The following is a 13,385-nucleotide window of genomic DNA, read 5'->3' on the forward strand; positions in this document are numbered from 1 at the left end:
GGGAGCCGCTGCGCTCGGAGTCCAAGCGAGCTTGGGCCCTACAACTGGTATGTATCCTTCACTATACAACATGGGGCTGGGCAGCCGGGAAGTAGTGTTCTAACCAGGTCAGCAGGTCCACCGTCAAAGGGGCGGTAAAGGTCATGACACGATTGTCAACATAATGGCGTAGCGTCAGACTGCGCGCGTGCAGAAACTGGCGACCAAGCACGAGATCAGAGGGCTGGGATTCGCGATATACCGGATCACCCACGATAGCCTGGCCTAAGGCCGCCAGGTGCGCCCGGATCTGGTGCGTGCGACCTGTCACTGGTCGGACTTCGAGCAGCGAGCGCGACGCCTCATGCGCCAGCACACGTACCTGGGTACGCGCCTCCTGTCCGCCCTCAATTACGACACAGCGCCGGCGATCATCAGGGTCGCGCCAGAGGGGGCCATCGATCAAAAATTCGGTGCCGGGCGCAAGCGCCTGAATGAAAGAGGTAGGGAAGTGTACGAGCACCTGCCCATTGTGAGGGAAAGCGACACTCAGGGGAGCGCGTGGCCGTGTCCAATCTGGCGAACCTGGCTCGACGACCGCCAGGTAGCTTTTGACTATGGTATGATCATGAAATTGATGAACCAGATGCGTGCGCGAACTCTCCGTGCGTGCCAGGGCCACCACGCCTGAGGTATCTTTGTCCAGGCGATGCACCAGGCAGGGGCGTGGGAGCAGGCCTTCTTCTTGCAGGAATTGGGCACGCCGCCGCTCGCGCAGCATATTCTGGATCTCCAGAGGGGCACGCGCCCAGGCGGGATCATCCGCGAGTTCTGGTGGATTCCACTGCTCGGGCTCCTGCGCTGCCAGGTGACGCAGCAGAGCATCCCACATCGTACCGCCATCAGTATGCTTGTAAGTGGGGTGAATGACTATGCCTGCCGGTTTATTGACGATCAGGAGATAATGGTCTTGATAAAGAATAGTAATGCCCATCTCTTCCATGTTAGGCAGTATAGGGATTGAAGTCGCCAACGTCAATAATCCTTTCAACTGGACAATGGTCCTATCAGGCTCACCCGCAGGACGGAGCACATAAAATTTTTCCCTCGCACAAAAAAGAGGTGGCATATCTCTACTACCATATTTGCCACAAGCCGCAAGAATGGTAGAATGATAACAAATATTTGCTTAAGGAGCATTTACACAGGCAGGTAGAGAGGTTTTTTGAATGTCACAGTTGCACTATCATGCCCAGCCAACCCTACGAGATCCCCTGGTAATCGCCGCGTTCCGGGGCTGGAACGATGCCGCAGAGTCGGCGACGCATGCCATTCAATATCTCGCTGACCGCTGGTCATCCGAGAAAATTGCCGAGATAGATAGCGAAGACTTCTTCATCTTTACAGAAACGCGGCCAACAGTCAAGATTACCGACGACGATAAACGCGTGATTGTGTGGCCCAACAATGAATTCCTGGCCTATAGCGCACCCGATCTAGAGCGCGATATTATCCTATTTCTGGGAACCGAGCCACAACTCAAATGGAATACCTTTGCGCAGAGCTTCTTAAAGGTCTGTAGGAACTTTCGCGCCTCTGAGGTGATCTTGTTTGGGTCGATGCTCTCAGATGTCCCCCACTCGCTCGCGGTCCCCATCACGGGGGCTTCGTACGATCCCGCAACACTTTCACGCCTGGAAGAGATGACGCTCCCTACCTCTGGATATGAGGGTCCCACCGGGATTCTCAGCGTGCTCCATGAAGTCTGCCACCAGGCACAAATACCGACCACGATGTTCTGGGCCGCTGCCCCCCACTACCTGGCGACTACCCCCAATATCATGGTCTCGTCTGCCCTACTCACCACGCTCAACGGCTACCTATCTCTAGACCTGGACCTCGATGAGATCCAGGCTGAAGCCAGGCGCTTTAGTTCCCGCATTGATGCCATGGTAGCGCGCAATCCAGAGGCCGGCGAGTACATTCGCCAGCTTGAAGAGCAGTTGGATGAGCTAGAGAACGAGATCGAGATTGAAATTGAACTGGAGGAGGAAGACGAGGATGAGGCGGATTCCCACCGCGAAGAGCAGTCAACCCCTCTGCCAAGCGCAGATGTTTTGATCGAGAATATTGAGGCCATGTTACGGATGGAACGGGAGCATCAGGGCCTTCCCTATCACTCTGATGATGACGAGAAAGATGTAGAATGAATAAAGAGCTTCATAGCCTCGAAGAGGTATTGCAACCACGCTCAGTCGCGATTCTGGGCGCCTCGCGTTCCCCCCAGAAGTGGGGGCATGTCGCCGCGCGCCAGTTGATCGAAGGGGGATTTGCTGGTGAGGTCTACCTCATCAACCCGACCGTGTCCGAGATCCTGGGACGCCCCACCTATCCCAGCCTGCGTGATGTCCCCGGACAGGTAGACCTGGCCGTGATTGCGACCTCGTTCCCACACGTTCCCAGTTCCATTGAGGATTGTATCGCTAAAGGCGTGAAAGGTATTGTCCTGATCACCGCTGGCTTTAGCGAGACGGGTCCTGAGGGGCGCGCCCTGGAGCAAGACCTTGTGGCCCGCTGCCGCGAGCATGGCATTCGTATCATCGGCAGCAACTGCATGGGTCTCTATGTGCGTCGCTCCAAACTCAACGCGTTGGGAATGGTCTTCCCGCTTCCCGAAGGCCCCATCGGCCTGGTCTCGCAGAGCGGCAACCTGGGAATGTATTTCTACGCCCAAGCGCACCTGGATGGCTGCGGCTTTACCACCTTCTTGAGCGTCGGCAACTCCGTCGATGTCTCCTTCCCGGAATGCATGCAGTACCTGGCCGATGATCCAGAGACCAGTGTGATCGCTGGCTATGTTGAGTCCATCGAAGAGGAGACCCTGCGCCAGGTCACCAGAGATATGCATGCGCGTGGCCATTACAAACCTGCCGTGATCCTGCTCAGCGGCGCGACAGAGGTGGGTGTGCGCGCCTCGCTGGCCCATACGGGCTCCCAGGCTCGCGTTCGCCCAGATAGCGATACCAGCCTCTTCGCCAGCGGCGTCGTACGCGTCCTGCGCTCAGACGAACTCTTCCCCGTGGCCCAGGCCCTCGCGCTCCAGCCAACAACCCCTCAGGGCGGTCGACGCATCGCGATCATTGGCGATGGCGGCGGCAGCTCGGTCGCTTCTGGCGACGCCGTGATCCGCGCCGGCCTGGAGGTTCCCGTCCTCAAAGCCGAGACGCAGGCAGCCCTCCGCGCGCTTATGCCCAGCCGTGCGACCTCGACGAATCCCGTAGACGTCGCGGGCGCCGCCGATGAGGATCCCCTCTCCTTCGCCCACCTGGCCGAGGTCTGTGTCAAAGATCCCGATGTCGATGGCGTGATCATTACGGGACTCTTCGGTGGCTACCGCTGGCTCCTCTCAGAGGACTTTGGCCCACGCGAAGAGGCCGCGGCCCGCGCCCTTGGCGACCTCGTACGCCAGTATGGCAAACCCATACTGGTTCAGACCATCTATGCACGCCACGATATCCCCGCGCTACGCATCCTGCGCGAAGAGGGCGTCCCCTACTACGAATCGGTCGAGATCACCTGTCGCGCCATGGCCGCCCTCTCCGAAGTCGGCCAGTTCCTGGCCAAACAGGAGAGCACGGCTCCAGCCTCACAGGCATCCATTCGTTAATAGAGCTTATAGCGTGAGAAAAGGGGTGTGGGCGGCAAACGGCAATGCCGTTTGCCGCCCACACCCCTTTTCTCACGCTATAAGAATTTTTCAGAGAAGCCACGGCTAATGGTGGTGGCTTCTCTGACGATACGCTCGATGAGTTCCTGGGTCGAGGGGATATCCTGTATCAGGCCCGCAACCTGGCCACCCCAGACGAAGCCTTCGTCGAGCTCGCCCTCCAGGGAGGCACGCGTATTTACCCGCCCCTGGATGTAGGGAAGCAGGCGAGCCAGGCGCTCCGGCGGCGCGAGCTGCTCCTGCTCCATCTCAGCTTCAAGCGCCAGGATCTGCTCGGCGGCCTTCCCTTTTAGCACACGCGCCGGGCGCCCGATGGCGCGCTCAACCACCACGGTATCCGTCTCTTGCGCCTCGACCAGCGCCTGCTGATAGGCGGGATGGGCGTTACTCTCCTGTACCGCGACAAAACGCGTCCCCAGTTCAATGCCTTCCGCGCCCAGGGCCAGGGCCGCGACGAGGCCCCGCCCATCGGCGATGCCTCCGCTGGCCAGGACGGGGATGCTGACCGCGTCCACCACGCGCGGCGTGAGCACCATTGTTCCGATATCGTCACGTCCCAGGTGACCACCGCCCTCAAAGCCTACAGCAATGACGGCATCCGCGCCTAGAGCTTCGGCCTTGCGCGCCGCACGCACTCCCGCGACTAATACCATCGTCTTCACAGGTACGCCGCTCTGCTGAATACGCTTTAAGAGTGACTCGGGATTGCCGCCCGTGATGCTAATGACGGCCGGACCTTCCTCAAGGGTGACATCCAGAAACTCGCCCAGGGGAATGTGACCGATAGGAAAATTGACGCCGAAGGGCTGCTCCGTCAAACGCTTCGCCTGCTGAATATTCGCGCGCAATTCATCGGGAGTCTTAAAGCAGGCGCAGCCAATCTGCCCCAGTCCACCTGCATTAGAGACCGCCGCCGCAAGCTCGGCAAAGGAGAGATGGGCCAGCCCTCCTTGCACAATGGGATAACGAATACCCACCAGTTCGGTAAAACGCGTTTGTATACGTTCTGGAAGTGACGACATCGCTGGCGTACTCACTTTCTTTTTACCAAATTAGATGCAGAAATAAAACGTGCCTGGAATGTTGTATCACATTCCAGGCCGTTGTTTCAATTGTCTCCCTCTTCATGTTCTGTAAAGCTTGCTTAGTGCATGACCAGATTGAAGGCCGCCGCCCCGAGCAGACTTACCACCAGGATGGCTGCGCCAAAGGCGACCAGAGTTTTACGCATATAATTATTCATGGTCTCGTCATGCATTCCAATACCCAGATAGAAGAGGTCTTCGGCCTCGGTGCTGGCCTCCTGGCTCAGGGTCACCGTGGCAAGTTCGCCCATGCGGCTGCGCGAACTGACCACACCTCTGGTATACAGGAACACATTTACAAACACACCGCCTACGACAAGGGCAACGAAGAAGATTAGAGCGATCAAACCGACCATTGCTTGCATAGTTACACCGTCCCTTTTTTGGGTCTGCCTGAACATACCAGTCTGTTTACTACTCCACTTGCGTGGTTGTTCGCACTTTCAATTACCTAGACGCGTACTACACAAGGTGCTAAAAAAAGAAATGCCTCCATTTTTCTTCAATGGAGGCATTTCGTAATGATTTTGTCAGAAAAGCGTAACTTTTCGCGTCACATTCAATAAAGCTGGCGCTCTACAAGCCTATCAACGTCTCTTTCCCATACCAATCCTACAAAACCACTGTCACTTTCCGCTGTGTTCCTCCACGCAGAAATCCAATAGTGACCTTTTCGCCAGCTTTGTGGGTTCGCACGATACGCTGCAAGTCCCGAGGCTCGGTTACAGGCTCTTCATCGGCTGAGAGGATAACGTCCAGGCGCTTGAGCTGAGCCTGGTCCGCCGGGCTCTGGGAGCGAAGCTCAAGAATCTCCATGCCCCAGCGCTGCTGAAGCTGTAAACGCTGGCGCAGCGACTCCTCAAGCGTGACACGCATCCCGCCCACGCCAAGCGAGACACCCTCGGGCCTGGCGGAGCGCTGGGTGGCGATCTTTGCCACCACACTCTTGACTGTATCTAGCGGAACCGAGAAGCCCAGGCCCTGGGCCATCGGCATCATAGCCGTCGTAATCCCAACCACGTGCCCCAGGCTGTCTACCAGGGGACCTCCAGAATTGCCGGGATTGATGGAGGTATCTGTCTGAATCAGGTTGGTCATCTTGGGAGTGCCTGGAGCCTGCAAGGTACGTCCCAGAGCGCTGACCACGCCCGCGGTGACCGTCCAGTTTAAGCCATAGGGATTGCCCACTGCAATCACCAGCTGACCAACCCGCAGGGGCGAATGGCCGAGCTCGGCCACTGGCAAGCGCTCAGCTCCGATACGCAGAACCGCGACATCGACAGCGGGATCGCTTCCCATTAAGCCTGCATCGAAGGTTCGCCCATCCGCCAGGGTTACCTTGATATGGCGCGCCCCCTCGACGACATGGGCGTTGGTTAAAATTTGTCCATCAGAAGCAAAAATGAAGCCTGAGCCGATTCCTCCCCGCAACTCTGGCGGATAGCCATAGGAGCGAGAACGGCGCGTGGCATGCTCGACATCGATACGTACAACCGCAGGTCCAACCCGCTCAGCCGCCGTCGTGACCGCGTGCGAATAGGCATCTAGCGCCAGGGCATCTTTTTCAAACGTACTCATATCACATCGTGCTTTCTCGTGGAACCCGATCATGCTACGTATGTGCGAGGCTACAACTCAATAAATTTGATAGCTATTATATCACAACTGCTGAGACCAGAGTATCAAGGGATAGGTATTCTCTGGGGAGTGGCGTGATCGATAGGGCAACACCTATCGATCACGCCACTCCCCAGAGAATACCAAATCTCCTATGGGCGCGATTATTGACTGGTTGGTTGCGTTGTTCCTAGTAGAAAAGAAAAAGTAAGTTTCTTTTCTTTTGACGGTATGTGAACTGTGCCTGACAAGACAACTGTATGTTTTGTCGTTCCATTACTCCGGAGGATTTGTGAGAAAAAGTTTGCGGCGCAAGATGTCGCCATTTCTCGCTCGCCTGGTGGGATGTGCTGTCCTACTGGCGACGCTTACATCGATGTTTATCTATCAAAGTAATCCCGTTTCTGCGGCGTCACAGACTGGACGTCACACATTACCTAGTCGCGCGATTGAGACGCTCAAACGCTATAAATCCACACAAGAAACTAGCAAACAGAAACAGCTACAACTCTCGATCAGTCTCAATCTTCGCAATCGCGCTGGCCTGGACGCGCTGATCGCGGACCAGAACGATCCGAAGTCACCTTCTTATCACCACTACCTGACGCCCCAGCAGTTTACGGCCGAGTTTGGCCCAACGCAAGCGACGGTGGGAAGCGTCGTCTCCTATCTGAAGGATCAGGGATTAACTGTTACCTCGGTCGCCCCAAACAATATGCTGGTGAATGCAACCGGATCAGTAGCCACGGTTGAAAAGGCCTTTGGTGTCACGCTCAATGATTATCAGTTGGATGGGCGCGTGGTCTATGCGCCTGCCTCTGATCCAACTATTCCGGATACGCTGGGGAGCGCGATTCTAAACATTGAAGGATTGGATAATCTCGTTCGCTATCATCATGCAGCCCTAACACAGCAATCCGGGCCAGCGACTGGCCCAGGAAAAGGCTACACGCCGACGGAGTTGCGGACCGCCTATGATATGAATGAACTAATGAACAATGGCGGCACCGGCGCTGGTCAGACGACGGCTCTTTTTGAGCTCGATGGCTATAATCCCTCCGATGTTTCGACCTACCTCGACTACTATCATCTCGGCGCTCCCAAGTACTCGAATGTGCTTGTGGATGACGCGACCAATACCCCTGGCGATGGAGCGGTAGAGGTCGAGCTGGATATGGAGGTTCTCTCAGCGCTAGCGCCCGATGCCACGCAGAAGGTGTATATCGGTCCCAATACCGTTCCTGGTGTGAATGATACATACAACAAAATCGTGACCGATAACCTCGCCAAAGTCGTCAGTATTAGCTGGGGCATATGTGAGCTGAACTCTGGTGACGCGGAACTGACAACACTGGACAATATCTTCGCGCAGGGTGCAGCCCAGGGGCAGGCTTTCTTTTCAGCATCCGGTGACTCTGGCGCCTACGATTGTCGCGATGGCTCAACCCTGGCTGTTGACTCGCCCTCTGATGACCCATATGTGGTGGGTGTTGGTGGCACCAATTTACAGCTTCAAAGCAATGGGACCTACGGCAGCGAGTCAGCGTGGAGCAATCAGACCTACAGCGAAGGCGGCGGCGGTGGCATCAGTGCTCACTTTACACGTCCAGCCTACCAGGCAGGCCCCAATCTTACAAATCTCAACCGCGAGACGCCCGATGTATCGGCAGATGCCGATCCACAGACTGGCTATTCAATCTACTGCACCACTACGGACACTATCTGCGCTCAGGGGTGGGGAGTTGTTGGTGGTACAAGTGCCGCGGCGCCCTTGTGGGCCGCCCTCGCCACCGATATGAACGAATACCTCTCTAAACAGGGTAAGCCTGGTCTCGGAGGAGCCAGCGCCAGTTTATACGCCCTCTACAACACGCCTCAGACCTACAGCGCCTACCACGATATTACATCGGGTAATAACCTGTACTACCAGGCCACTTCAGGCTATGATAACGCGTCTGGTATAGGCACCCCTGATGCCTGGAACATCGCGCGCGATCTGCTCACCCTGGCACCAGGCGGAGATCATGGCTCGACGCAGTTGTTACAGAATCCAGGCTTTGACAATGGATCACAATCGTGGACAGAACATGCTTCTGGCGCATATGAGATCGTCGATACGACGCAAGCCCATGCGGGGGATACGAGCGCCGATCTCTGTGGCTACGCCACGTGTAACGATAGCATCGGGCAAACTGTGACCCTTCCCGCCAACACCACTAAAGTTGTGCTAAGCTACTGGGTCTATGTCAGCAGCCAGGCCACGGGACGCAACTGCACCGACGCCCTCACCACACGCCTGCGCACGAGCAATGGGACCACCATTGCCACTCCTCAGAAGCTGTGCAACACACAGGCCTCGGGCTGGAATCAATATACCTTTGACGTCACGCAGGCTCTTGCCAGGTATGCCGGAAAACGCGTTGAGGTCGACTTCCACGGGACCACAGCATCTTCGACAGCGACGGCCTTCTTCGTTGATGATGTGGCATTGACGGCTACCCATTCTTGAAAATAGAGGCAAACCATGGATAGAAGAACATTCAAAGGAGTTTACGGTATGCGACCTCTGTTTACAGGCTCCAGATGGAGAATTACAGCCTGGCAAGCACGCTTTTCCTGCATAGCATTGCTGGCAGTGTGTCTGATGATCGGAGCATTTCTAGCGCCTTCCATCGCTAACGCGCAGGTGGCACCGACGGCAACACACCAGATCCAGCTTGCGGGGCTGACCATGATTGACCAGCAACACGGCTGGGCATTCGATGAGAACCATACCCATATCTATGCGACGCATCAGGGACCCGAACACTGGCGCGACGTGACGCCATCACAGTTCAAAGCGACGAATATGTTCGTCACAACTTCATTCTTCCCGGATGCCAGGCATGGCTATATTGGAGCCCTACAAGATCAAACACAGATTCTTCTCAGCACCCAGGATAGTGGTCAGACCTGGCAAACAACATCCTTTACCCTTTCAACCCCTGGTGGGCCATACTACTTCTATCAGATTAACTTTCTGGACTCCCAACATGGCTGGCTCGCGTTCAGCGCTCAGGGTTCCCATCCAGGATCGTCCAATATCGCGCTATTGCGCACCAGTAACGGCGGTAAAACCTGGGAGACCTTACTGAATACCGTTGATAATCCGGCGAGCCTGGCTCGTCCATACGGCCAGTCGATCCATTTTACGTTTGCCACCCCCCAACAGGGCTGGGTAACGGGCATCTGGCTCTCAGGAGAGGTCTATCTCTATAGCACCCATGATGGCGGCAAGACCTGGAACAAAGACACCATTGCGCCAATCAAAGGGAGCAATAGCGTTTATTTTACGCAAGGGTATGGGCCATTCTGGCAGGACAAGTATACTGGCACGCTTTTTGTGAAATATGATACAGATTCTGGCAACGGTATGCCGCATCTCACCGCCTATCAGACACAGGATGGAGGCAAGACCTGGCTGCTGGGACCCTCTTCGCCCGCGACCGCGTACACGGAATTCACAAACTTTAGTTCCCTCAATGCCCGAGAGAGCTGGAGCTTTGGCTTTGATGGTCAGGGCCAATTCGTCCTTCATCACACCAGCACTGGTGGTCGCTCCTGGGATATCATCCATCCAAGCGGGCTACTCAAGGCTGACGCCGATTGGCAGGTGTTGGGTGACTTGACCTTCCTCACGCCCCAAACGGGTTGGGTCTGGATCAAGGATAAGCAGAATAACTGGAATCTTTTCCAGACCAACAACGGCGGTCATAACTGGCATGCTCTGCAGCCAGTTGCCGACTAGCCTTCTTAATACAAATAGAGAATGTGGCGCTGGAGATCGGCTGAGCCGATCTCCAGCGCCACATTCTCTATTTGTATTAAGATTTCTCCAACCTTTCAGCCATGTGCTGCGTATTATATGTGAGGCTGTGAGAGAACGATCACAGTCATGATTAGCGCCTAACAGATGAGATTAGCATATAAAAACATACTTATGCAACATATACAAAAAGGAGAAAATACAATGGCACAAGATCCACGTGAAGGCTATACTGATCGCAGCAATATTGAGCAGAAATCTTATGGTGTTGAAGAGCTCCAGGTCGTTGGCGAGCAGTTGCTGGCCAAGGTAAAAGAGCTTATCCATGAGGGTAATGTTCGCCGTATTATCATTAAGCAGGATGGCAACTCCATTCTGGAGCTTCCTCTGACCATTGGCGTCGCGGGCGTTCTCCTCGCGCCAGCCCTGGCAGCGGTCGGCGTTCTGGGCGCGCTGTTGACGCAGTGCTCCATCGAAGTCGTGCGCACCGATAGCCCCACCGACTATATCGAGCGTAAGGTGGAAGAGATTCGCGACGACGTTCCCCCAGCCCTCTAAACTCAATTAGTGTAGAGAAAAAAGTGTGAGAGCTGGTTCGGGCCAATGCCCGAACCAGCTCTCACACTTTTTTCTCTACACTATAAAACTACCCTAGCTTGACTACGGTGAGGATGCGCCCATTGACGACCTCGACGCCCTGCTTGACGCGCGGGAAGGCCTTGACCTCGCTGACGGGAAGGACCAGGGCATGCTCGCCTTTCTCCCCATTGCGTCCCGTCCAGCCGAGCAGCAGGTGATCCTGTTCATTTACCAGCATACTGAGCAAGACGCGGTCTTTGTCGCCGATCTCGGTAGTGACCACACCACCAGTTGCACGTCCCTTCTGGGGATACTGGCTAACAGGTACCTTCTTGAGCGTGCCCTGCTCGGTTACGACCAGCAGGCTATTCAACTCTGGCAGGACTTCGCCCGTGGTCTCGTCGACGACGGTCCCTTGAGGCTCATAATAAGAGGCGCTTACAACGACGCCTCCTCCCTTGGCGAGGGCGATGGCCGCGACACCCTGGCCGACACGGCCCTGAGCACGCAAGGCCTCGTCACTAAAACGCAGCGTCTGCGCATAGTCGGTAGTGACAAAGTACTCGCCCTGTCCACGTGAGAGCAGCGCCGTGACGACGCTATCGCCCTCTGCCAGCTTCATATCTTGCGCGCCATCGATATCGACCGTTTTGTACTCGCTAAGTGGCGACTTCTTGACCTTGCCCAGGCGGCTAAAGGTGACCATGTAGCGATCCTCGTCATAGGCATCGATGGGCACAACCGCCACGATCTCTTCACCTGGCGCCAGCTCCAGCAGATCGCGGATGGCCTCGCCCTTGGCGGAACGCGTCACCAGGGGTAGGCGATGGCTACCGATCTGGAAGACACGCCCGGTCGAGGACATACACAACAGGTAGTCCTGCGTGGTGGTGGCGACCACCTGGCGCAACTGCTCATCGCCACGGACAGGGGTATACGCAAGCACACCATTTTTCTGCTTGGGCTTGAAGGTATCGGGCGCAAGCGCCTTCAGCGTCCCAGGAGAGGCAAAGGCGACGGTCAGCGGCTCACGCTCATGCAGACTGGCCACATGAGTGATGGGCGCGTGGGGCTGCCCCTCAACATCAATGTAGGTGCGGCGCTCATCCGCAAACTGGCGCATGAGCTGCTGCATCTCCTTCTTCAAGAGGGAGATCAGGGCGCGCCGATTCGCGAGCAGATTCTCTAGCTCCTCGATGCGCCGCTGCAACTCATCGCGCTCGCGCTGGTATTTGCCGCTATCCAATTTGGTAACCTGCGAGAGTGTCATCGAGGCGATGACGTCCGATTGGATCTCCGTCAGGGAGTAGCGCTCTTCAATGGCTCTACGGGCGCTGGCCCGATCTTCTGACTGCTGGAAGATCTTCACGATCTCTTCCGCGTGCGCGGCACCGGTAATCAGGCCCTCAATGACATGCAGGCGCTCACGGGCCTTGCGCAGGTCGTACTGTGCCCGGCGCGTGAGCAGGTCGAGCTGGTGCGCGTTCCAGTAGTTGAGCAGTTCCAGCATCCCGGTCTGTTTGGGCTGGCGTGCGGCCTGCATGGGTGAGCCAAAGAGAAAGACCATCTGGAAGGAGATCGCGATCTGGAGATCAGTTTCGCGATAGAGCTGCTCCAGTGTCTGGGCTGCGTCCACGTCTTTGCGCAGTTCCAGCACGATGCGCGTCCCCTTCTCGGTGTCGCTCTCGTCGCGCAGATCGGCCATCAGTCCTTCGAGTTTGCGCGCGTTAAAGGCCTTGATAATGGAAGCCTTGACCTTGTCGCGTCCAGTCGGGGGAATCTGGGTAACGACGAGCGCGCGGCTGCGCGGCGTCTCCTCCAGGCGCACCTCCGCTCGCACAATGATACGTCCCTTGCCGGTGGTGAAATAATCGCGAATGCCCTCGGTGCCGATGATATGGCCACCCTGGCTAAAGTCAGGCCCTGGAATATAGCCCATCAGCTCATCGACGGTCATATCGGGACGATCCAGCAGGGCGATACAGGCTCGTAGCACCTCGCCCAGGTTATGGGGCGGAATGTTGGTTGAGAGGCCAACTGCGATACCGCTGGAGGGATTGACAACAGGCGGAATGCGTCCAGGTAGATAGTCAGGCTCCTGCACCTTGGGATCCTGCTTATAGGTTGGATGCAGGGGAACCGTCTCACGCTCCATATCGGCCATCAAGGCCTCCGCGAGCGGCGAGAGGCGCATCTCGGTGTAGCGATAAGCCGCCGGGGCATCGCCATCCTCGCTGCCCATGTTGCCCTGCCCCTCGATCAGCGGATAGCGCATGGTAAAGGGCTGGGCCATGCGGACCGCCGCATCATAGACCGAGGTATCGCCGTGTGGATGATAATTACCCAGGATCAGGCCCACGACCTCGGCGCTCTTGACCGTAGGGCGGCTGGCAAGGTAACGCGCCTCGCGCATACCCGCCAGGATACGGCGCTGCACCGGTTTGAGGCCATCGCGCGCATCTGGGAGGGCGCGATCCGTGACCACGGAGAGGCCATAGGTCGCAAAGGCCTGGGCCATGATCACGGAGAAATCTTCCTGTATGATACCCGTTTCTACGGTTTTCTCTGTATTTTCACTTACACTTGCCATCGT

At 56.5% G+C, this 13,385-nt stretch carries 10 protein-coding genes; 5 read left to right on the forward strand and 5 right to left on the reverse strand.

Features of this window, described 5'->3' with window-relative positions; genetic code table 11:
- Positions 1-61: 61 nt before the first annotated feature.
- Complete coding sequence (locus JMJ16_RS17300; protein WP_201383476.1) at positions 62-1,012, reverse strand: RluA family pseudouridine synthase; 951 nt, start codon at positions 1,010-1,012, stop codon at positions 62-64.
- Between the two features lie 196 nt (positions 1,013-1,208).
- On the opposite strand from JMJ16_RS17300, the gene JMJ16_RS17305 reads away from it, so the two are divergent.
- Both JMJ16_RS17305 and JMJ16_RS17310 read left to right on the forward strand, forming a co-directional pair.
- Positions 1,209-2,189, forward strand: coding sequence for a PAC2 family protein (locus tag JMJ16_RS17305; protein ID WP_201383478.1), 981 nt, complete (start codon positions 1,209-1,211; stop codon positions 2,187-2,189).
- Positions 2,186-3,646, forward strand: a complete 1,461-nt coding sequence (locus tag JMJ16_RS17310) for an acetate--CoA ligase family protein (RefSeq protein ID WP_201383480.1) — start codon at positions 2,186-2,188, stop codon at positions 3,644-3,646. The genes JMJ16_RS17305 and JMJ16_RS17310 overlap by 4 nt, the downstream gene beginning before the upstream one ends.
- Before the next feature lie 77 nt (positions 3,647-3,723).
- Here the strand turns inward: JMJ16_RS17310 and JMJ16_RS17315 are convergent, their stop codons facing one another.
- The 3 genes from JMJ16_RS17315 to JMJ16_RS17325 form a co-directional block, all read right to left on the reverse strand.
- The gene (locus JMJ16_RS17315; RefSeq protein ID WP_201383482.1) at positions 3,724-4,728 is read right to left on the reverse strand and encodes a nitronate monooxygenase family protein; all 1,005 of its coding nucleotides are present in this window, start codon (positions 4,726-4,728) and stop codon (positions 3,724-3,726) included.
- Positions 4,729-4,850: 122 nt separating this feature from the next.
- Entirely contained in the window at positions 4,851-5,156 is a 306-nt protein-coding gene (locus JMJ16_RS17320) for a hypothetical protein (protein ID WP_201376422.1), read from the reverse strand.
- 247 nt (positions 5,157-5,403) lie between these two features.
- Positions 5,404-6,369 (reverse strand): S1C family serine protease, encoded by a 966-nt coding sequence (locus tag JMJ16_RS17325; RefSeq protein WP_201383484.1) that lies wholly within the window; start codon positions 6,367-6,369, stop codon positions 5,404-5,406.
- A gap of 355 nt (positions 6,370-6,724) precedes the next feature.
- On the opposite strand from JMJ16_RS17325, the gene JMJ16_RS17330 reads away from it, so the two are divergent.
- From JMJ16_RS17330 to JMJ16_RS17340, 3 genes are all read left to right on the forward strand, one after another.
- Positions 6,725-8,917 carry a protease pro-enzyme activation domain-containing protein gene (locus JMJ16_RS17330; RefSeq protein ID WP_236601606.1) on the forward strand — a complete coding sequence of 731 codons (2,193 nt, stop codon included), beginning with the start codon at positions 6,725-6,727 and terminating at the stop codon, positions 8,915-8,917.
- Between the two features lie 48 nt (positions 8,918-8,965).
- Positions 8,966-10,195, forward strand: coding sequence for a YCF48-related protein (locus JMJ16_RS17335; RefSeq protein WP_201383488.1), 1,230 nt, complete (start codon positions 8,966-8,968; stop codon positions 10,193-10,195).
- A gap of 222 nt (positions 10,196-10,417) precedes the next feature.
- Entirely contained in the window at positions 10,418-10,771 is a 354-nt protein-coding gene (locus JMJ16_RS17340) for a DUF4342 domain-containing protein (protein WP_201383490.1), read from the forward strand.
- Between the two features lie 88 nt (positions 10,772-10,859).
- Here the strand turns inward: JMJ16_RS17340 and JMJ16_RS17345 are convergent, their stop codons facing one another.
- Entirely contained in the window at positions 10,860-13,382 is a 2,523-nt protein-coding gene (locus tag JMJ16_RS17345) for a DNA topoisomerase (ATP-hydrolyzing) subunit A (RefSeq protein WP_201383492.1), read from the reverse strand.
- Between the last annotated feature and the right edge of the window lie 3 nt (positions 13,383-13,385).

This window comes from Ktedonobacter sp. SOSP1-52, assembly GCF_016587395.1.